General features: G+C 36.7%; 20 protein-coding genes. 8 read left to right on the forward strand and 12 right to left on the reverse strand.

Going from position 1 to position 21,826, the window contains the following annotated elements; translation table 11 throughout:
* Window positions 1-179: 179 nt before the first annotated feature.
* Window positions 180-1,736, reverse strand: coding sequence for a T9SS response regulator signal transducer PorX (gene porX / locus B154_RS0120550; RefSeq protein ID WP_018616248.1), 1,557 nt, complete (start codon window positions 1,734-1,736; stop codon window positions 180-182).
* Between the two features lie 104 nt (window positions 1,737-1,840).
* On the opposite strand from porX, the gene B154_RS0120555 reads away from it, so the two are divergent.
* The 5 genes from B154_RS0120555 to B154_RS0120575 all read left to right on the forward strand — a co-directional run bounded on the left by B154_RS0120555 (window position 1,841) and on the right by B154_RS0120575 (window position 7,121).
* Complete coding sequence (locus B154_RS0120555) at window positions 1,841-3,055, forward strand: HD domain-containing protein (protein ID WP_018616249.1); 1,215 nt, start codon at window positions 1,841-1,843, stop codon at window positions 3,053-3,055.
* A 76-nt stretch (window positions 3,056-3,131) separates the two neighbouring features.
* Window positions 3,132-4,193 carry a UDP-3-O-(3-hydroxymyristoyl)glucosamine N-acyltransferase gene (gene lpxD, locus B154_RS0120560; RefSeq protein ID WP_018616250.1) on the forward strand — a complete coding sequence of 354 codons (1,062 nt, stop codon included), beginning with the start codon at window positions 3,132-3,134 and terminating at the stop codon, window positions 4,191-4,193.
* Between the two features lie 114 nt (window positions 4,194-4,307).
* Window positions 4,308-5,717 (forward strand): bifunctional UDP-3-O-[3-hydroxymyristoyl] N-acetylglucosamine deacetylase/3-hydroxyacyl-ACP dehydratase, encoded by a 1,410-nt coding sequence (locus B154_RS0120565; protein ID WP_018616251.1) that lies wholly within the window; start codon window positions 4,308-4,310, stop codon window positions 5,715-5,717.
* Window positions 5,714-6,523 (forward strand): acyl-ACP--UDP-N-acetylglucosamine O-acyltransferase, encoded by an 810-nt coding sequence (gene lpxA / locus B154_RS0120570; RefSeq protein ID WP_018616252.1) that lies wholly within the window; start codon window positions 5,714-5,716, stop codon window positions 6,521-6,523. The genes B154_RS0120565 and lpxA overlap by 4 nt, the downstream gene beginning before the upstream one ends.
* Complete coding sequence (locus B154_RS0120575; protein WP_018616253.1) at window positions 6,504-7,121, forward strand: ABC transporter ATP-binding protein; 618 nt, start codon at window positions 6,504-6,506, stop codon at window positions 7,119-7,121. The genes lpxA and B154_RS0120575 overlap by 20 nt, the downstream gene beginning before the upstream one ends.
* Window positions 7,122-7,325: 204 nt before the next feature.
* On the opposite strand, the gene accC is transcribed toward B154_RS0120575, so the two are convergent.
* The 3 genes from accC to B154_RS0120595 form a co-directional block, all read right to left on the reverse strand.
* Window positions 7,326-8,663: an acetyl-CoA carboxylase biotin carboxylase subunit gene (gene accC, locus B154_RS0120580; protein ID WP_018616254.1), complete on the reverse strand. Its 1,338-nt coding sequence runs from the start codon at window positions 8,661-8,663 to the stop codon at window positions 7,326-7,328.
* Window positions 8,664-8,762: 99 nt separating this feature from the next.
* Window positions 8,763-9,257, reverse strand: a complete 495-nt coding sequence (gene accB, locus B154_RS0120585) for an acetyl-CoA carboxylase biotin carboxyl carrier protein (protein ID WP_018616255.1) — start codon at window positions 9,255-9,257, stop codon at window positions 8,763-8,765.
* A 580-nt stretch (window positions 9,258-9,837) separates the two neighbouring features.
* Window positions 9,838-11,037 carry a DUF4407 domain-containing protein gene (locus B154_RS0120595; RefSeq protein ID WP_018616256.1) on the reverse strand — a complete coding sequence of 400 codons (1,200 nt, stop codon included), beginning with the start codon at window positions 11,035-11,037 and terminating at the stop codon, window positions 9,838-9,840.
* A 326-nt stretch (window positions 11,038-11,363) separates the two neighbouring features.
* Between B154_RS0120595 and rlmN the strand changes: the two genes are divergently transcribed.
* On the forward strand, window positions 11,364-12,419 hold the full coding sequence (gene rlmN, locus B154_RS0120600; RefSeq protein WP_018616257.1) for a dual-specificity RNA methyltransferase RlmN: 1,056 nt from the start codon (window positions 11,364-11,366) through the stop codon (window positions 12,417-12,419).
* 174 nt (window positions 12,420-12,593) lie between these two features.
* On the forward strand, window positions 12,594-13,595 hold the full coding sequence (locus B154_RS0120605) for a fatty acid desaturase (protein WP_018616258.1): 1,002 nt from the start codon (window positions 12,594-12,596) through the stop codon (window positions 13,593-13,595).
* Window positions 13,596-13,755: 160 nt separating this feature from the next.
* Here B154_RS0120605 and B154_RS0120610 read toward each other — a convergent pair whose 3' ends face one another.
* A complete protein-coding gene (locus B154_RS0120610; protein WP_018616259.1) occupies window positions 13,756-14,349 on the reverse strand; it encodes an acyl carrier protein phosphodiesterase in 594 nt (197 codons plus the stop codon).
* Between the two features lie 160 nt (window positions 14,350-14,509).
* Between B154_RS0120610 and B154_RS0120615 the strand changes: the two genes are divergently transcribed.
* Window positions 14,510-14,869, forward strand: a complete 360-nt coding sequence (locus B154_RS0120615; RefSeq protein WP_018616260.1) for a diacylglycerol kinase family protein — start codon at window positions 14,510-14,512, stop codon at window positions 14,867-14,869.
* A gap of 122 nt (window positions 14,870-14,991) precedes the next feature.
* Here the strand turns inward: B154_RS0120615 and B154_RS0120620 are convergent, their stop codons facing one another.
* The 7 genes from B154_RS0120620 to crtD form a co-directional block, all read right to left on the reverse strand.
* Entirely contained in the window at window positions 14,992-15,999 is a 1,008-nt protein-coding gene (locus B154_RS0120620) for a vWA domain-containing protein (protein WP_018616261.1), read from the reverse strand.
* Window positions 16,000-16,004: 5 nt separating this feature from the next.
* On the reverse strand, window positions 16,005-16,931 hold the full coding sequence (locus B154_RS0120625; protein WP_018616262.1) for a hypothetical protein: 927 nt from the start codon (window positions 16,929-16,931) through the stop codon (window positions 16,005-16,007).
* On the reverse strand, window positions 16,932-17,798 hold the full coding sequence (locus B154_RS0120630) for a DUF58 domain-containing protein (RefSeq protein WP_018616263.1): 867 nt from the start codon (window positions 17,796-17,798) through the stop codon (window positions 16,932-16,934).
* A 78-nt stretch (window positions 17,799-17,876) separates the two neighbouring features.
* A complete protein-coding gene (locus tag B154_RS0120635) occupies window positions 17,877-18,875 on the reverse strand; it encodes an AAA family ATPase (RefSeq protein ID WP_018616264.1) in 999 nt (332 codons plus the stop codon).
* A 106-nt stretch (window positions 18,876-18,981) separates the two neighbouring features.
* A complete protein-coding gene (locus tag B154_RS0120640) occupies window positions 18,982-19,461 on the reverse strand; it encodes a sterol desaturase family protein (RefSeq protein ID WP_018616265.1) in 480 nt (159 codons plus the stop codon).
* Entirely contained in the window at window positions 19,458-20,150 is a 693-nt protein-coding gene (locus tag B154_RS0120645; protein WP_018616266.1) for a carotenoid biosynthesis protein, read from the reverse strand. The genes B154_RS0120640 and B154_RS0120645 overlap by 4 nt, the downstream gene beginning before the upstream one ends.
* Window positions 20,151-20,165: 15 nt before the next feature.
* Window positions 20,166-21,665 (reverse strand): 1-hydroxycarotenoid 3,4-desaturase CrtD, encoded by a 1,500-nt coding sequence (gene crtD / locus B154_RS0120650; protein ID WP_018616267.1) that lies wholly within the window; start codon window positions 21,663-21,665, stop codon window positions 20,166-20,168.
* Between the last annotated feature and the right edge of the window lie 161 nt (window positions 21,666-21,826).

Raw genomic sequence — 21,826 nt, forward strand, 5'->3', positions numbered from 1 at the left:
ACGCTACTACAGGTATTTGCTTCAATTAATATATTAAAAATAATCTTCTTGTTGCTATAACATTCTGGTTGCCCTTACACAGAAAAAGTTGAGTGAAGAACTTAATGTACAAGTGTGCGACGCAACTAAAACTGAATTAAGTGCAAAAAGCCGGTTTCAAAAAAAAATCATCAAAAGCTTTAAACCTTACTTACCATTTTTATTACCGGTACTATCATCTCCTCCATGCTTACCCCGCCGTGCTGAAACGTGTTGCGGTAATAGTTTACGAAGTGGTTGTAGTTATTCGGATAACAAAGAAAACCGTCTTCTTTTGCAAAAATAAAAGATGAATTTACATTTGGTACCGGAAGTCCTGCCTGCCTTGGGTCTTTGAAGGCCAATACATCTTTGTTTTCATAGTTTAGGTTGCGACCATGCTTATAGCGAAGGTTTGTGGTTGTTTGTTTATCGCCTATTACTTTACAGGGAGTTTTTACCTTTACCGTACCATGATCGGTGGCAACTATGAGGTTAACTTTTTTATCTGCTATTTTTTTAAGAGCCTGGTTTAGCGTTGAGTGTTCGAACCAGCTTTTAGTGATACTACGATAGCTTATTTCATCGCCTGCTAATTCTTTCAGCACTTCCATCTCGGTACGGGCATGACTAAGCATATCAACAAAATTGTAAATTATAATATTCAAATCGTTTCCCATCATGTTATGAATATTATTAGCCAACTGCAATCCATCATTATTGTTAACAACCTTCGTGTAGGTATATTTCATGTTGTCCTTTCTCAATCTTTTCAACAACCCTTTGAAAAAAGTTTCTTCAAAAAGATTTTTACCTCCTTGTTCATCATCATTTTTCCATTCTATGGGAAATTGCTTTTCTATTTCAATTGGAAGCAATCCACTAAAAATAGCGTTGCGGGAATATTGGGTAGCTGTAGGTAGGATGCTGTAAAAAGTTTCTTCTTCCAATATTCTGAAGTTTTCTGCAAACAATGGCTGAATAGCTTTCCACTGGTCAAACCTAAGATTATCAATTAATAAAAAGAAGGTAGGAGTTCCTTTCTCCACGTGCGGTAAAACTTTATACTGCAACAAATTATGACTCATAATAGGACCATTATTCTTTGGGTCTATCCATGAGGTGTAGTTACGGCTGATGAATTTAAAAAACTCAGTATTTGCTTCCTGCTTTTGACTGTGAAATACTTCCTGCATCTCGGGGCTGTCACTTTTTTCCATTTCCAGTTCCCAGTACACCAGCTTTTTATAAATATCCATCCATTCGTTGTAATCAGGATTATTATTGAGCGCCATAAATAAATCCCTGAAATGTCGCTGGTAAGCAGTAGTGGTTTTTTCAGCGACGAGGCGTCGGTTATCGATGATTTTTTTTAGGCTTAACCAAACTTGGTTAGGATTTACAGGCTTTATAAGATAGTCACTTATTTCGTGACCAATAGCATCATCCATTAGGTTTTCCGTTTCATTTTTAGTAATTAATACAACTGGTATCTGCGTATTAACTTCTTTTATCTGTGCCAGTGTCTGAAGCCCGGTTAAGCCCGGCATACTTTCATCCATCAGTACAACATCGACTGCATTATCCTTTACATACTCAACAGCATCAAAGCCATTCGTTAGTGTGTCCACTTCATATCCCTTATTCTCTAAAAATAATTTTTGACTTTGCAAACTTTCTATTTCATCATCTACCCACAAAATTTTTCCTAATGACATAATGCAAACAGTATTTAAATGTTCAATTTTTCAAAATTACCTTTTTTAATACTGCCAATAGTAGATTTGCCGGACGATAGTTTATTTTAACAACAAGTTTTTCAATGCCTTCTACACCGCGAAAAATTATTAATGACCCTGTTTATGGTTTTATAACTATAAATCACCCGCTTATTTTTAAAATTACAACTCATACTTATTACCAAAGATTACGAAGGATTTATCAAATGGCACTTGCCCACCTGGTGTATCCTGGGGCAGTACATAGCAGGTTTCACCACTCTTTGGGAGCATACCATTTAATAAGTAACGCCATAACCGAGCTTTGTAGTAAAGGCACAGAAATAACTGAGGAGGAAGAAGTTGCAACAAAAGCAGCTATTTTATTGCATGATATCGGACATGGTCCTTTTAGTCATGCACTTGAAAATATTTTATTGGAGGGAATGCATCATGAGACTTTGAGCTTGCATATCATGCGACTGATGAATGAAGAATTTGGAGGTGAACTGCAAATGGCTATAGATATTTTTACCGATAAGTATCCAAAAAAATTTCTGCACCAGTTGGTGAGTGGCCAGCTGGACGTAGACAGGATGGATTATCTGACACGGGATAGTTTTTTTACAGGCGTAAGTGAAGGTGTAATTGGCTATGACCGAATAATAAAAATGCTGGTAGTACATAACGGAGAGCTGATGGTAGAAGAAAAGGGAATATACAGTATTGAAAAGTTTTTGGTTGCGCGCCGTTTGATGTATTGGCAGGTTTACCTGCATAAAACAGTACTTGCAGCAGAAAAAATGCTGGTTAAAATAACGGAACGTGTAAAAGATATTTTTGACAAAAACGATTCTTTGCTAAAAACAGGAACGGCTGTTGATTATTTTATCGGCGAATTTGACGGCAAGATGAATGAAGAGGCTTTACAAAACTTTGTACGGCTCGATGATTTCGATTTTATGCACGCTATTAAAACCTGGAGTACTCATCCTGATATTGTATTAAATACCTTGTGCAATAGTATTTTAGACAGAAAGTTATTAAAGATTAAACTCGAGGCGCAACCATTTATCGAAGAGGAAATGCATCAAAAGTTGCACAATGCTTGTCAAGTACTAAATATAGATGCGCATGAGGCGGGATATTTATGTTTTACAGGAGAAACTGTAAATACAATGTATAAAACGACGGATGAGCAAATAAACATATTATTTAAAAACGGGCAGGTAAAAAATATTTCACAAGTTGATAACGCACTTATACATAAAACGCTTTCAAGCGCTGTCAAAAAATTTTACATTTGTTATTACGAATAGTATTGACTAATAATTATCCTTTCTACGAAAAAGGCAATTACAGCTAATGCTCGTCTAATTCTCTAAACTCTGAAAAATGACATTTACTGCAAATCAAATAGCGGTTTTAATCAAAGGAAAAATTGAAGGAAACGCCGATACCGCTGTTGGCAGTTTTGGCAGAATTGAAGAAGCGGAAAACGGACAGCTTGCATTTTTAGCTAATCCTAAATATGAGGAATATTTATATACCACGCAGGCTTCTGTAGTTATAGTATCAGAAAAACTTGATTTAAAGCAAAATGTAAACTGCACACTTATACGTGTACCTGACCCCTATACTGCTTTTGCAAGTCTGTTGCACTATTACGAGCAATTAAAAACACAGCAATTGAATGGGGTGCAGGAACCCTCTTTTGTTTCCCCAACTTGTAAAAAAGGCGAAAATGTATTTATAGGAGCATTTGCTTATATTGGAGAAGCAAGTGAAATTGGCAATAATGTAAAAGTATTTCCTGGTGTATATATAGGAAATAATGTAAAAATAGGGGACAATTCTATTTTACATCCTGGCGTTAAAATTTATCATGATTGTTCGATTGGTAAAAATGTCACTATTCACGCTGGTGCTGTTATAGGAGGCGATGGCTTTGGCTTTGCACCACAGGCGGATGGTTCATTTAAAAAAGTACCCCAAATAGGAAACGTGATTATTGAAGACAATGTCGAAATTGGTTCAAATGCAACCATTGACAGGGCAACAATAGGATCAACCATAATAAAAGCAGGTGCAAAACTGGATAATTTAATTCAGATAGCGCACAATGTAGAAGTAGGTAATAATACAGTCATTGCAGCGCAGGCAGGTGTAAGCGGCAGCACTAAAATAGGTAATAATGTAATGATCGGTGGACAGGCAGGTGTTGTTGGCCACATCCAGATAGCTGATGGCAGTAAAATAAACGCACAAAGTGGTGTAAGCAAGTCTATAAAAACACCAAAATCTACTGTAACAGGTTCTCCGGCATTTGATTATACCAGTGCTCTTCGTAGCCAGGCTATCACGAGAAATCTTCCTGAAATGGAAAAACGTCTTACCGAGCTGGAAAACAAAATCAAACTTTTATTAGAGGAGCGATTAGCGATAAACCAATTATAATAATTCCTTATTATTCCTTCAATTTTCATTTTAATTATAACTATAACAGTTATATATCGTTACCCGTTTATAATATAATCCGATACTTTTCATACTTTCGTGCCCTTTATAATTATGAACAGTAGCGGACAATCTTATCAACATACTATACAGGATGAAATAAGTATTTCAGGAGCCGGCATCCATACGGGGCAATCAGTTACTATGCGTATAAAGCCTGCTGCTCCGAATACGGGTATTAATTTTCAGAGAGTAGATCTGCCGGGAAAACCGATAGTGAAAGCAGATGTGGACTTTGTGGTTGAGACGAACCGCAGCACAACGTTAGAAAATAACGGCGCGCGTGTTAGTACCATCGAGCATTTAATGGCGGCATTGGTAGGAATGCAGGTAGATAATGCTTTGATAGAAATTGACGGCGAAGAAGTTCCGATACTGGACGGAAGTGCCCAGCCTTTTGTCGAAGCGCTTCAAAAAGCAGGATTGCAAGAACAAAACGCTGTTAAAATTTATTATAACATCGAGCATAATATCACTTTCTCCGATGAAGAGAAAAAAGTGGAAATGGTAGCGTTACCTTATAATGAATATCGCATAAATACTCTCATAGATTTCAATAGCCCTGTCTTAGGAACCCAGCACGCTGCAATAAAAAATATTGCTGATTTCAACACAAGTATTGCGCCTTGCAGAACTTTTTGTTTTTTTCACGAATTGGAATGGCTGTTAGCACACAACTTGATAAAGGGGGGAGATATTAATAACGCCATTGTAGTGGTTGATAAAGAGGTAAGCGAAGAACAGGTAGAAAGAATATCGAAAGTATTTAACAAAAAAGACGTACAAATAAGTTCTGAGGGGATTTTAAACAACTTGGAACTCAGGTTTCCTAACGAGCCTGCTCGCCACAAACTATTGGATGTAATTGGAGATCTGGCATTGGTAGGATATCCTTTTAAGGCGCATATTATCGCTAACAGACCTGGTCATGCAAGTAATGTAAAATTTGCAAAGAAGATCAAAGAACACATTAAAAAGTATAAAAACCGGCAGGAAGTTCCTAAATACGACCCTAATAAACCTGCCATTTTAAATGTTCAGCAAATCGAACAGGTTTTGCCGCATCGCTATCCTTTTCTGTTAGTTGATAAAGTAATCGAACTTACAGAAAAAGTTGTTGTCGCTATAAAAAATGTGACTTACAACGAGCCTTTTTTCCAGGGGCATTTTCCTAACAACTCAATAATGCCGGGAGTTTTACAGGTGGAAGCTCTCGCACAGGCAGGAGGTTTTCTTGCAATACCAAGAGATACGGAAGATAAATATGACACCTATTTTTTAAAAATTGAGAATTGCAAATTCAAGCAGAAAGTTATACCAGGCGATACACTTATTTTAAAAATGGAATTGCTTCAACCTATCCGCAGGGGAATTTGTGAAATGAAGGGAACCATATTTGTCGGTGATAAAATTGTTACAGAAGCTACTTTGGTGGCACAAATTGTAAAAAGACCAAAAGCATGAGCATAAGTCCGCTTGCCTATATACACAAGGATGCAAAAATCGGCGAAAATGTAACAATTGAACCTTTTGCTGTCATTCAAGGCGAAGTTTCCGTAGGTGATGGAAGTCATATTATGTCGCATGCCGTGATCATGGATGGTTCCAACATAGGAAAAAACTGTGTTATTTATCCCGGCGCAGTAATTGGTGCTATTCCGCAGGATCTAAAGTTTATCGGAGAAAAAACGACGGTTGAAATAGGAGATGGAACTACTATACGTGAATGTGCAACCGTAAATCGTGGTACAAAAGATAAATGGAAAACTGTTGTAGGACAAAATTGTCTTATCATGGGCTATGCTCATATTGCTCATGACTGTATATTAGGTAATAATGTCATTCTTGCCAATGCTGTTCAACTAGCCGGACATGTAGAAATAGGAAATTATGCTATAATGAGCGGATTAAGTGGGGCAGTTCAATTTACCCGTATTGGTGCTCATACTTATGTAGCAGGTCATACTGTAGTAAGAAAAGACGTTCCACCTTATGTAAAAGCGGCCCGTGAACCTATGAGTTTCGCTGGAATAAATACAGTTGGTCTTCAACGGTCTAAATTTTCTCCGGCAAAAATTCAGGAAATAACAGACATCTATAAGATACTTTTTATTGAAAAAAATACAACAACTGCCGCTCTCGAAAAAGTAGAAGCTACATTTCCGCCTACCCCTGAAAGAGATGCGATCCTAAATTTTATTAAATCTTCTAAAACCGGTATCATTAAGCGACCGTCCAAAACCGAGAGCGATGAGGATAAACCTTTTTAACGCCGGAAAACGCTTTAACCGAGACTGGATATTTAGAAAGGCCGACTTAACTTTTTTACCTGGCCACACTTACGCTATCACAGGGTCTAACGGGAGTGGCAAAAGTACGCTGTTGCAGACGGTTGCCGGTAGTATGGATATTAGCGAAGGAAAAATTGACTGGCAAGTGAATGGTGCTTCTGTTGAAGCAGATAATATTTACAGGTATCTAACTATTGCCGCACCTTATGTTGAAGTAATCGAAGAAATGACGGCAGCAGAATTTCTGCAATTTCACCGGCAATTTAAACCTTTATTAAAGGGAATCTCAATAACAGAAATTATAAATCTGGTCGGATTAGAAAAAGCAGCAACGAAGCAAATTCGCTATTACTCTTCAGGTATGAAACAACGAATTAAACTTGCGCAGGCGATCTTTTCCGATTCTCCACTTCTGTTGCTTGATGAACCTTGTACCAACCTGGATGTAAGTGGTTTTGAATTGTACCAAAAGCTTATACTTGACTACGCCGCAAATAAAACTATAATTGTAAGCAGCAATGATGTAAACGAATTTTCCTTTTGTGAGAATGTAATCAATATTATGGATTATAAGTAGGCGCAACTTAGTGGTGGCTTCCGGAGAAAGGAAAAAGGCTTTTTAAAAATTAATTTTTAAAAAGCCTTTTTTATAAATTACAAAGCCTAAGAAAAAATACAAATTATTAAAAGTGGTCGAAATACGATAAACTCGATTTGCCCTCCTTTTTCTAATTATAGCACTATTGCGCTGTATCACAAAGTATCATTTCAATTTCTGCAATTACTCCATTTTAAAAGTTTCCAAAAATTTAGTAGTGAAGTTTCCTTTACGGAAATCTTCATTTTTCATCAACTGCAGATGAAAAGGAATAGTTGTCTTAATGCCTTCAATAATGTATTCGCTAAGTGCCCGGTGCATGGTGTCTATCGCTTCTTCACGGGTTTGGGCCATAGTAATCAATTTTCCAATCATGCTATCGTAATAAGGAGGAATGACATAACCGGCATATACATGACTATCAACCCTAACGCCGTGACCCCCGGGTTGATGTAACACGGTTATTTTACCAGGACTAGGCCGAAAGTCATTGTAAGGATCTTCGGCATTGATTCTACACTCAATCGCGTGTTTTTTCGGTTCGTAATTTCTTCCGGTTATGGGCTCTCCGGCAGCGATTTTAATTTGTTCTTTAATAAGGTCAAAGTTGATCACTTCTTCGGTCACGCAATGTTCTACCTGTATACGCGTATTCATTTCCATAAAGTAGAAGTTTCTATGCTTATCTACCAGGAATTCTATTGTACCAACGCTTTCATAATTTATTGCGCTTGCAGCTTTTATTGCCGCTTCACCCATTTTATTACGCAGTTCTTGCGTCATAAATGGTGAAGGGCTTTCTTCTACCAGTTTCTGATGACGACGTTGAATAGAACAATCTCGTTCACTAAGATGAGCCACTGTCCCATATTGATCGCCAGCAACCTGTATTTCAATATGGCGCGGTTCTTCAACAAACTTCTCCATGTAAACACCATCATTCTTAAACGAAGCACCTGCCTCAGTACGTGCTGTAGTGTAGGCCTTTTCTAGTTCACTTTCTTCATATACCACACGCATGCCCTTACCACCACCACCTGCAGTTGCCTTTAAAATAACCGGGTAACCAATTTCCTTCGCTATACCCTTAGCCTCTTCCACACTTTCTAATAGTCCCTGTCCACCGGGAACTACCGGAACACCTGCCTTTATCATTGTATCTTTGGCAGTTATTTTATCACCCATTTTATTAATCATATCAGCAGTAGGACCGATAAATTTAATACTATGATCGTGACAGATTTGAGCAAACTTTGAATTTTCTGCTAAGAAACCGTACCCGGGATGAATGGCATCTGCATTCGTTATTTCTGCCGCTGCCATAATATGAGCTATATTCAAATAAGAATCACTACTTGCAGGTTTACCAATACATACTGCCTCATCGGCAAATTTTACATGAAGACTTTCTTTATCAGCAGTTGAATAAACAGCTACTGTTTTAATACCCATTTCTTTGCAGGTACGAATAACACGAAGAGCAATTTCTCCGCGGTTTGCAATCAATATTTTTTTAAACATCTGATAATTTGAAAATTTGAAGATGTGATAATTGAAAATAAAAATGAAACAATTTGAAAAGCCTTTTCAAGCTTTAGAATTGTTACATTTCAATTTAAATTAAGCTGGTTCAACCAAAAACAAAGGTTGATCATATTCAACAGGGGTCGCATCCTCTACTAATACTTTTACTATAATGCCTTTTACTTCACTTTCAATCTCATTAAAAAGCTTCATCGCCTCAATTATACATACTGTTTTGCCCACACTTATCTCATCTCCTATATTTACAAACGCAGGCTTGTCGGGAGAAGAACTTCTATAAAAAGTTCCTATCATCGGGCTTTTGATAGTTATTAGGTTATCTGCCTGTTTAACGGTTTCAGGGCCATTAGATGAAACGCCTGCCGCAGGAGTCTGAGTAGCGGGAGAGGGCAGCTGTACGGCCGGGGCAGGTGGCAAGTACGATGGTGTCGCGGCACTTGTAGCATAAACAGGAGCAGGCTCTTCTTTTTGCTTTATAATAATCTTAAAATCTCCTTCTTCGATACACAGCTCACCTATATTGCTTCGATTCACGATCTTAATTAATTCCTGAATTTGTTTAAAGTCCATACAATACTTTTATGGTTTAGAAGTTTAATGAGATTTTTTTAAGAAATGGGAGGCAAAATAGCTATTTTTAAAATAACACAATTGAAAACACAAAAAATTCTTGCCGGCTGCAAAAATAAAGCCTTTTCTATATAAACAAGATAATAAACTGCAACCTTGTTTTATCTCTCACTTTTAACTGCTACTGTTGTTCTCTATTTCTATACTAATATTTTTAAATAAGATATATTTTAATCGGTACAACGTTGATGATGTGGCTCGCAATTTTACTAAGGTTAGAATAAAAAATTTGCCTGGTTCAGTCTAAGCTAACAAGGATTTGCAATATCAGGATGCTTACTGCGAGAAGCAGTTAGTTAAAGGTCTAAATTCACTTTAATGTTTTATACACCGATAAAACAATATTATGTTAAGCAAAAGCGCCCAACGTAAAAGGGCGCTTTTGCTTAAACATATTTTTTAATTTGTTGAAAAATCTTATCTTCTTATCCTTGATCGTAACAAATTCTAGATGGGTCAAAAGTATAATTAGTACTTGAGTTGAGCGGCTAAATATAAGAAAGTGGGCAAGTATAAAAAATCAACTTTCCTGCTTTGTAAGCATATCTTTTTTAAATTGAGTCCAAAAACCGTCAAATGACTCTTCATGATCGGACGTCCATTTTTCTAAACGGTTTTTCATTTTCTCATTTCGTTCCGCTTCAGTCAAAGCAAAAAAGTGCCGAATAAAAGCTTCGTCTTTTTCCCTTGCTAACTGGTTATACATTTCCTTAAGCTGCTTTTCTTTTAACTGGTTACTCTCGGCAACTTCCTTCTCCATTTCCTCAGTTAACCGCACTTTTTCGTCGTAAGTGCCCGCTGGCAAAAGTGTCTTTGCTAATACAGGCATTAGCTCTATTAACATTAGAATTATAACTATCAAAAAATATCGCCATTGTAATGCTGTATTTTTTTTAACCAGGTTATTTAGGGCTTCTATCCTTGTTAAAAATCCATTATTTAAAAATCCCCCAAATACATCATTTTCTTTTTTTATGATAGCATTTATTCCAGCAAGGCTGCTATCGATAGAAGTAATATTTGGTTGAAGGGCAGAAAACAAGTTTTTGTATTCATTATCCAATTTTTCATATTCTGCCTTTTTTGCAAGAGCGATAGTTTTAATACCAATTTTTCCGGTGCCGCCAGAACCGTCTGTTTCAGCAATGTATTCTTCGCGGGCTTTTGACACCTCCGAATATTTTAAATCTAATTGATTTTGAAGTTGTGCCCGCTGGGTGTTCAAAACCTGCTTTTGGGGATTGTACAATGAATCTAATTCCTGTTGCTTGGTACGCTTTCTTACCTCATTATCCAACGAGGCTTGTAGTTTGATTTCTTTATCAAACATAAATAAAATAGCGGGTTGGGCCATAAATGTACCCAGAGTAACAGCTAATAAACCTCGAAGGAGTAGGGGAGTTATCCTGTTTTTATTAAACTTGTTTATACCTTTTATAAGAGCACGGTCAATTGTAAGAATAATAAAACCCATAAATAATCCCAGCAGTACCGATAAAAACCAGTTACTGGTAATTGTGCTCCAGAAATACGTCCATGCCAGGGTTGCAAAGCTCCACGTAGCTAATACTGTTGTTCCAATAATACGATACCTGTTCCTGTCAACTACACATTGAACCAATAGTTCCTTCTCGGCGGTACCCAGCCACCATAAAAATTCATCCCACTTACCCGGCGTATACTGTTCCCTCTGAGAAAGGGAAGAAATACTTTGGCGCATTTACATAAAATTAAAAAATTAAAAATAGGTGGTTGAAGAAGGAAAGGAGCCTGCATTAAAGTAGAAAATTAGCCAGAAGCTTCAATAGTTTAATTAAAGTTAAAAGCTTTTATCGATAATTTAACTACAGTTTTTGTAAAAAATACAATTATACCTTTAGTTACCTAATTAAAGGTACACTTAATGTAGTTGGCCTTTTCTGCTTTTAAAATTAAAAGGTTGGATCATAATCGTGGTAACTCCTAAATTTTGTTTAAACCTCTCATTTGAGAAAACTTTACATATTATAATTCCTATATAAAAATCACTAATCATACCTTTGCCCGATGAAATCAGCTAAGAATATTCGCCATCTCACACTTGACGAGCTTGTTACATACTTTGAGCAGATGGGGGAAAAAAAATTCAGGGCTAAGCAGGTATACGAGTGGCTTTGGCAAAAACAGGCCCATAGTTTTGATGCCATGACGAATCTGAGCAAGGAATTAAGAGCTAAATTAAATGAACATTTTACTCTTCCTGCTTTACAGGTTGAGACTACCCAATACAGCGAAGATGGTACAGTAAAAAGTCGTTTTAAAACTGTGGAAGGGCACTTGGTTGAAGGTGTTTTAATACCAACAGATGAGCGCCAGACTGCGTGTGTGTCTTCTCAAATTGGTTGCAGTCTTAGCTGTAAATTTTGTGCTACCGGATACATGGAGCGAAAACGCAACCTGGATTTTGATGAAATATATGATGAGGTGGTTTTGCTAAATCAGCAGGCTCACAAAGTTTACAATAAAAAGCTGAGCAATATCGTTTTTATGGGAATGGGCGAACCGTTGCTAAATTACAAAAATGTATTGAAGGCAATTGAGAAAATAACATCGCCTGAAGGATTGGGAATGAGTCCCAAACGTATAACCGTATCAACAGCAGGTGTTGCAAAAATGATTAAACAACTGGGTGATGATAAAGTACGTTTTAACCTTGCCCTCAGTTTGCATGCAGCAAGCGATGTAAAGCGTAATGAAATAATGCCTATAAATGAGAGTAATAACATAAAAGCATTAATTGAGGCTTTAAATTACTTTTATAAACAAACCGGCAACGAAATTACTTTTGAATATATATTGTTTCAGAATTTTAATGACAGCCTGAGAGATGCAGATGAATTAATTAAGATTTATAGGCAGGTTCCTGCTGATTTGGTTAATATAATAGAATACAATCCCATTGATGCAGCCAAATTTTTGAAACCAGATGAAGAAACAGTTGAAAAGTTTATGAACCATTTGTCAAAAGCACGTGTTAATGCAAGACTACGCAGAAGTCGGGGTAAAGATATTGATGCTGCTTGTGGACAATTGGCGAATAAGGTAGAATCAATGACTGCTTAATTTTTATTAAAAAAGCTAGTATAGCATTTTATAGTTTTTGTTTCTTTGTAGCTTAGTTCTTTTGTGGCTCTTTGTTAAGAGTAACAATTGTGTTAAAACTTCAAATAAGGCATTATAAAATATGTAAATCCTAACCTGTATCAATTTTATAAAACACTAATTATTACAAAACTTTTGGAAAAAAATTTTAAGTGGTCAGATGAGAGTGAACCACATAAGCTACGGACAAAGGAAATAATTACAAAGCACCCTGAGATAAGACAATTAATTGGGAGAAATCCATATACTTTTCTTGTTATATTACTCTGTGTAGGCATACAACTTACTGCAGCTGTATTGCTTAAAGATGCGCCTTGGTGGGGCGTCTTTGTTGCAGCTTATTTAATTGGTGCATTTGCATGTCATACACTTTTTGTTTGTATTCACGAGTGTGCACATAATCTTCTTTTCAAAAACAGAACCTTAAATACGTGGTCTGGTATAATTGCTAATTTGCCATTGGTTTTTCCAAGCTCTGTCTCATTTCAAAAATACCATATCAAGCACCATTCATTCCAGGGTGTAGAAGAGCTGGATGCCGATATGCCTTTTCAATGGGAAGCAAGGCTGATAGATAATTCGAGGATAGGTAAAGCCCTTTGGCTTTTGTTTTACCCTCTTTTTCAATTATTAAGACCGCTTCGCTTAAAAGAAATTGCTATATGGGATAAATGGACCGTTATTAACTGGATTATTCAGTTCAGTTTTATGTTTGCCATTGTTTATTTTCTTGGTGCAAAAAGTACAGTTTACCTTGTTGCTGGTTTCTTTTTCTCTGTTGGCTTGCATCCATTAGGAGCAAGATGGGTACAGGAACATTACCTTACCCATGGTGACCAGGAAACTAAAAGCTATTATGGAGTTCTTAATACTGTTAACCTGAACGTGGGATATCACAATGAGCACCACGATTTTCCTTCTGTAGCATGGAACAGGTTACCTAAAGTGAAAAAGATCGCAAGTTCCTACTACGACACACTGGGCTATCATACTTCTTACACTGGCCTGCTTTTTCGTTTCTTATTTGATAAAAATATATCTATCTATTCACGGGTAGCCCGCGCTAACAGGGGTAAAGTGAAGGTAACAAAAGAGGCTGTAATACCTGCAGTTAAAATAGTAGAAGCAGAACAATAAAAAGCAAGACAAATTGGCAAAGGGTGTGATAAAAACTTATTTTTTGTTGCACCCTTTGTGATTTTATATATTTAACTAGAGTAATGATAAGCTGATTAAGTTTAAAGATTAAGTTTTTTGATGGGTCACTGTAGTACGGACGTTGACATAAACATAAGAGCTATTTGTTTGTCATCTCCCTAAATTGATCAATAGCAAATTCTTTTAGAAAGGGGAAAAAGTTTTTATAACACATTTCCAATGAGTAGTAATGCTTTTGGAATAATTTAAAAACTTCTTCACTACTGTATAAGTAACTCGCCCTTCTTACTACTCCGCCAAAACTATTTCTCGTACCGGCAATACTCTTATAACTATAAAGCCAATTTTGGGTTTGCATATATGGCAACATTGATTGAAATGCAGCAGGCAAAAGGGCGTAATAGTTGTTAAGAATGCCATAAGTATTCATGGCACAGTTGTTAAGAGAAGTATCTGTAAACTCATTGATATCGTTCGCTAAAAAATGATCGTACACTACATCTACAAATGCACCAGCATACAAACCTACTGCCGGTTTTAAAAATTGTTTGGCTTCTTTTGTCGCTTCGTGTTCGTCAGTAAACGAGTCAATCTGGCGATGAAAAGCAATTCCATGCTGAATGCCCGGAGAATAGTCAAATTTTTTTTTGCCTTTCACAAAGTCGCTAATCATATTGCCCACTAATATCTCCGGATGATTAAACGACAAATATGCATGGGCAAGAAAATTCATAACTGGAACATTGATTGCACTTACGCGAGCAACTATTATGCCCGTAAACGCTAGTTTTTGCCCTTAATAACTTTTCTTTTATAAAGTAGCATGGATAGCAAAAGAGCGAGTTAAGGTTATTTGTATATTAATTTGTAGATTTTCAAGCAAATAGGGTAAAATGATTAATTTTTTGAAAGGTTTTATATACGCTTACAATGGTCTTGTTGTTTTTTTCAGGCATGAAAGAAACGGGCGAATACAGTTGGGAGCAAGTGTTTTAGTCGTGCTGTTGGGTTTACTTCTGTCCGTGTCAAAATGGGAATGGATTGTGTTACTTATTTGTATAGCTTCTGTTCTTTCGCTTGAAATGATCAACAGCGCTATTGAAAAACTATGTAACCTGGTTCATCCAAAGTTTCATCCTGCGGTTAAGGTTATTAAAGATATTTCTGCCGGAGCAGTTTTGTGGTTTTCTGTTATTAGCAGTATTATTGGTATTATTATTTTTTTGCCTAAAATTCAGCACCTGATTAAATAAGCTTACAACACTTTATTAAACCAAGAAGTGAGCAAATGCAAAAAGATGCCAAAAGATTTGCTGATAAAGTGATTGCGACGCAACGATGTTGCGCTAAAATTCTACAGCTGGTATTAAAAAATCTAAGGAAATTTCTTAAATAGCGTATATCGCAAAACTGTTTCTAAAAGAAGTAAACCAATAGCTGCTAGCAACCAGGGCAAAAACTCTTCAGTAAAACGTTCGTACGAGGTTACTTTTATGTGGGTTTTTTCCAGCTTATTTATGCTTGCATAAATTTTCTTCAATGCTTCCTGGTCTGTTGCATGAAAATATTGTCCACCAGTTTCTGATGCAATATTTTTTAATAGTCCTTCGTTAAATTCTAATTTCTTGCGGTTTGTCACACTTCCATAAGGTGTTTGCACCTGTTCATCAATTTCCTTTTCTGAGCCAACACCTATTGTGTATACTTTTATTTTATACAACTTTGCCATTTCCTTAGCAATGTCAGGCGGAATTAAACCTCCGAAATCTACTCCGTCTGTCAGCAGTATAATTATTTTACTTTTTGTTTTCTGATCTTTTAAACGATCCACACTGGTAGCGAGACCGGAGCCAATAGCAGTGCCTTCTTCTTCAAGATAGCCGCTTTTAATATTTTCAATTTGTGATAGAACTGTTGTTTTATCGGTAGTGATGGGACAAAGCGTAAAGCTTTGCCTGCTAAAAATAACAACACCGATGCGGTCGCCGGGGCGATCATTTACAAAAGACTCTGCAACCTCTTTAGAAGCCTCCAGTCGATTAGGTGTGAAGTCTTTTTCTGTCATGCTGCCGCTGATGTCAAAACAAAGAACAATATCAATTCCCTCTCCCTCAGTCTGCTGTTCGGCAAATCTGTGCTGCGGCCGTGCAAGGGCAATTATTAAGCAGGCTAAAGCAAGGCAACGCAAAACAAAAGGAAAATGCTGAAACCAGGTTTTGAATGTACGGATATTATTAAGAAAGTGAGTTGTGGTAACCAACATAGAACCTTTCCGTTTCTCAATGTTGCCATAATACCAAAACGCCAATAGCGGAATAATGAGTAATAGACTCAAAGCTTCCTTATTTGCAAAAGTGATATTTTGAAACCATTGATACAGCATCAGAACTATTTAGGTTGAAAATTTGAGTGTATTGGTGAATGTAAGAGAGAAACTTTTTGCAGCATTTGTTTTATCGCAAGCACAGATGTTTGATTTTCATTTGAAGGGGGCAAATATTTTGCAAATTTTACGGTGTCAGAAAGGCGGAGAATTTGAAAAAAAGCCGTTTTTATTTCCTTATCTACCTGCAATGGTTGAAGATTAATCATCCATTCATCCGTTGTCTGCTGCAACGAACGCTGTTGTAATTGCATATTAAAAAAAGTGCGGCTGATGTTGGTTAAATCAGAATAATATTTTTTTACTTCGATTGGTGACTGCGGATTTTGGCCATTTAATTTATTTAATTCAGCCATAGCCCATTCAATCGGTGAAAGCTTTCCTTGTAAGACTGTCTCTGTCTTTGCGACTTTTTTCTTTCTGATTAATAGCCAGTACACTGCCGCTATAGACATAAGAGTAATAGCTGCTATTACTGCGGTGATAAGCCAGTTATTTCCCGGCTTCACTTCTTCAATATCTTTAATGTCGTTGTAGTCCTGCATTTTAGACACGTCAACAGGTAAAACTTCAATACTTATTGGCGAGGTTGACTGGTTTATGCGGGGAAGGGACAAAGGCGGAAAATCCCACCTGCCGCTATCAAAAGAAGTAATGGAAATTGTTTGATAATAATTGGTAAAATTTCCCTTTACAACTGTATCTATTTTGCTTCTTTTTACTACCTGTATATGATTAACGCTGTCAGGGAAACTAAACCAGCTTGTGCCACCTTTTCCATTTTCTACAGACAGTTTCAATATAATTTGTTCTCCTATAAATATCCTGTCTCTATTTACCGAGGCTTTAACCGTTTGGGAAAACAAATTTGATTGAATACTTAATGAGATCAGCCCAATAAAAAAAACAATATATATTTTTCTGTAGTTCACTTATGCCCTTCTGATAAAAAATTGTTGTAATAATTTTACGTAATCCTGTCCTGTTGATATTTGTAAAAGGTCCGCCCCTGCTTTTCTGAAAGAATTTTTTGCATCTTCCAATATTTTCTGGAATTGCTGGCTATACTTAGAGCGGCTATAGGGATCACTCGTGTCTAGCAAAACCATTTTTCCTGTTTCTGCATCGCGAAGTTGCATTAAACCCACCGCCGGCAATTGTTCATCACGCTTATCATACACTTGAACACCGACCACATCATGTCGCTTTGCAGCTATGCGCAAAGTTTCATGATAACCTGCATCGGCAAAATCACTTAAGACAAACACAATACTTTTATGACGTGTGGTATTATTTAAAAATTTTAGCGCTTTCAACACATCTGTTTGGGAGCACCGTGATTTGAAAGATAACATTTCTCTTACCATATACAAAACATGATCCCGGCCTTTTTTTGCCGGAATAAATTTTTCTACATGGTCACTAAAAAATATCAAACCTATTTTATCATTGTTAGCGATAGCTGAGAAAGCCAGTACCGCGCAGATTTCTGTTATAAGATCTTTTTTATTTTGACGGAAAGTACCGAACAAACTACTTGCGCTTACATCTATTAATAGATAAACAGTAAGTTCTCTTTCTTCTTCAAAAACTTTGCTAAAAGTATGCCCCATTCTTGCCGAAACGTTCCAATCGATAAACCGTGGATCGTCTCCTGCGTAATAATCTCTTACTTCTTTAAATGACATACCCCGACCTTTAAAAGCAGAGTGATATTCACCTGTAAAAAGATGATTAGTCAATCTCTTACTTTTTATTTCCAGTTCCCGAACTTTTTTTAGTATGTCTTCTGTAGTCATGTTGCAATTTGTTGGATGAAGGTTGACGATACAAGATTTGTTAATATTAAGTCATTCAACTCTCAGCCGTGCCCGCCTTTATGGTACCGCAATTACATTTAAAATATCATCCACAATTTTTTCAGTGGTGATGTTTTCTGCTTCTGCTTCATATGTTAAACCTATGCGGTGTCTCATTACATCTTTACAAATGGCTTTAACATCATCAGGTATTACATACCCTCTTTTATGCATAAACGCATGAGCTTTTGCAGCTAAGGCCAGGTTTATGCTCGCCCGTGGCGAACCGCCGTAGCTAATTAAAGGTTTCAAACGCTCTAAATGATATTTTTCAGGATTACGGGAGGCAAACACAATATCAATAATGTATTGCTCTACTTTTTCATCCATGTATACATCTCTTACCAATGTTCTTGCCTGCAAAATTTCGTGTGTGCTTACTACAGGCTTTACTTTTGGCATTTCCGCACCTTGCACTTGTTGCCTGATAATCATCTGTTCTTCACTCCTCGACGGGTAGCCTACGACTACCTTTAACATAAATCGATCTACCTGCGCTTCCGGTAATGGATATGTTCCTTCCTGCTCTATCGGGTTTTGAGTTGCCAGGACAAGAAATGGCTCTTCTAATTTATGTGTTTCTTCACCAATGGTTACCTGCTTTTCCTGCATTGCCTCCAACAATGCGCTTTGCACTTTTGCCGGAGCGCGATTTATTTCATCTGCCAGGATAAAATTTGCAAAAATCGGCCCCTTTCTAATTACAAACTCTCCGCGTTGCTGGTTGTAGATCATAGTGCCTACTACATCGGCAGGTAATAAATCAGGTGTAAATTGTATACGACTAAACTTTGCCTGAACAGCCTGTGCAAGAGATTTTATTGTTAAGGTTTTTGCAAGGCCCGGAACTCCTTCAAGCAAAACGTGACCATTACTTAAAAGTCCAATCAGAAGCCGGTCAACCATGTATAACTGGCCCACCACTACTTTTGATAGCTCCGATCTCAGCCTCTCTATAAACAAAGCATTATCTTGTATTTTACTGTTCAATAATCTTATATCTTCAGCCGTTTGCATTAGTATTTTTTAATGAGTGAAATTATAACTAAGGCCATGATTACTCACGGCCTCATACTTAATTGTTTGTTATACCTATTTTACTATTTCTTTCAATACCGATATATTAGCCCGCTCTGTTCCTCCTGATGTCATTTTTTACTTTTTGCCAATACTTGCCTGCAACAATAAGCATTCCAAAACTTTCGCCATTTTCTTTATCGAGGTGCTTATGATGCATTTTGTGTGCCCATCGCACCACCTTTACATAAGTATTATTACTTCGTGAGAATATTTTAAAGCGTTGGTGAATAATGATATCATGCACCAGGAAATAAGCAAGACCATATAGCGCTATTCCCGCCCCTATACTTACCAGCCAATACATCCCTTTCATGCTACCCAGCATTATAGATAACCAGCTTGGAATGGCAAATATTAAAAAAAATGCATCGTTTTTTTCAAAAAAACCCGGGCCTTTCGTATGATGATCTTCATGAAGGAACCAGAGCCATTTGTGCATTACATACTTATGAGTCGCCCATGCTACAAACTCCATAAAGCAGAAAGTACCAATAGTAATAAGAATGTAAATTAACCAATTCATAAAAAAGTTCTTAAAGCTCCGAAAAACAGGAGTTCAATAATTAACAAATGTACTGCGAATTGGTTGTGTTTAGGAAAACTTAACAGCTTGAAAACAGTCAACAACAAACTGCTTATTAAAAACCAGCATAAATAATTGCTGAAAGGAATACTTCCACTTCCAAGCCATTTCCAATATCCTAATTTAATGGCAACGGGTTCTAAAACAAAATCAAAAAAAGTGGCGAGAAGAGCGCCATCAAAAATAAAAGACAATAATTTAACTCGGGGAGTAAGAAGGATTTCTGCTGCAGAAGATTTCTGTTCTATTTGTCGGTGCAAATGTGCTATTACAACACCGGAACAGTACATGACCGTAAACCAATTTATTCCGATCAACCACGGTACATCTAATATTCCCGTTCCCAGTACTTTTCCGTATTCATACTCTCCAAATAGTAAAGATGTATTTACGCCGATGATTTCGGTAAGCATACCTACCGCAAAGCAAATGAGAAAGAAAGCCAAAAAAGAAGCGTTTTTACCCTTGTCTGTCCAAAGGATTAAGGCAAACATTATAAGCAGGTTTAAAGGAGTATTATCAACAAACCAATTAGATTTGGATGTGAACATTCCTATAAAACCACTAACGTGAAATAAGATAGCAATAAATGTCGCTACTGTAAATCTGTTAATCTTCCATTTCTTCATGTACCTTATTCCTCTTTAATGATGGCTGACCAATCCTTTTATATCAGACTTAACTAATTCGCTTACCAGTCTTGCACTTTTTAAACAAAGAGGAATTCCTCCGCCGGGATGAACAGTTCCGCCCGCAAAATACAAACCTTTAATAGTTGAACTAAAGTTTGGATGACGCAAAAAAGCAGCCATCCTCGAGTTGCTGCTCGTTCCATATAAAGCACCCATAAAAGAGGAAGTTTGTTCCTCTATTTTTACCGGATCGAGCGTTTCTTCTACTTCTATATAACTTTCTACATCAGTATTCAACATCCGGTTAAGTTTCGTAATAACTGCTTCACGGCATTTGCTTTTCAAAAGTTCCCAATCTTGCTCCTCGTTAGCTGGAGCATTAATCATCACAAACCAATTTTCCTTTCCTTCGCCGGCCTGCCCGCTTTCCATTTTACTGGTGATATTTATATAAATTGTAGGGTCTTCAGAAATTGTCTTTTTTTCAAATAAATGCTCAAATTCATTTTTATAATCTTCACTAAAAAATATATTGTGCAATTGCAGTTCGGAAAACTCTTTTTTAATTCCCCAATAAAAAATTAATGCACTGCTGCTTCTCTCCTGTTTCAATGATTTCTTCGCCTTACTATCATCTCTTAATAAATGCTTATAAGTAAAATAAACATCACTGTTACTAACTACAATATCTCCGTAAAAATTTGCATTATTTACAACTACTCCTTTTACCCACCCATCAACATTTATGATTCTTTGTACGGGACTTTCAAAATTAAATTTCACACCTTTTTTAAGTGCGAGTTTATACAAGGCATCCGTTATACTTTTCATTCCTCCTTTGGGATAAAAAGTGCCCAGACCAAATTCGAGATGAGGAATTAAACTAAGCATACCCGGAGCTTTAAACGGATTACTGCCGTTGTAAGTAGCAAACCTGTTAAATAGTTGGATAGTTTCCGGGCGGGTAAAATGTTTTGTATTTAAATCATTTAATGAATCAACTACAAATTTTAACCTTGTGGCTTTTATTGCTTTTATTAACGGCGCTTTCAATAAGCTGTTTTTTTTACTAATAGAATAATCGAGAAAAACAGTTCCTATTTCTTCGTATAATTTTCTCGATTGCTGCAGGTAAGAAATTACTTTTTCAGGGTCTTCACCCGTTTTTACTTTCATTTCTTCTGCAAATGCGGTTATGTCTGCAAATGCATTTATCACTGTTCCGTTCTCAAAAAAATACTTACAAGAAAAGGGAACTTTTTCAAACTGAAAATATTCTTCAATTGGCTCACCTGCAAGCTCAAATAGTTCTACAATATTTTGGGGTTGTGTAAATAAACTTGGGCCTGCATCAAAGTTGTAATCACCCAAAGCAAAATGAGACAGTTTGCCGCCAGGATATCTATTTTTTTCGAAAACAGTTACATTAAATTTTTGAATAGCCAAACGGGTAGCGACTGCTAAGCCTGCTACACCTGCGCCTATTATAATTGCTGAAGGATGAGTTGACATACATTTAAGAAACCGAAAGTGTGAATTAGTTATTCCCGGTAACTCTTGAAACCTGGCAGAAAAACTTTAGAGAATTATTGTTATAAAAATAGCGACTAAAACAGCAAAAACCTTTTTTGGTTACGAACAGTAGAATTTTCTTCAACCTCGGTTCCGTCGCA

It is taken from the genome of Segetibacter koreensis DSM 18137 (genome assembly GCF_000374045.1).
Lineage (GTDB): Bacteria > Bacteroidota > Bacteroidia > Chitinophagales > Chitinophagaceae > Segetibacter > Segetibacter koreensis.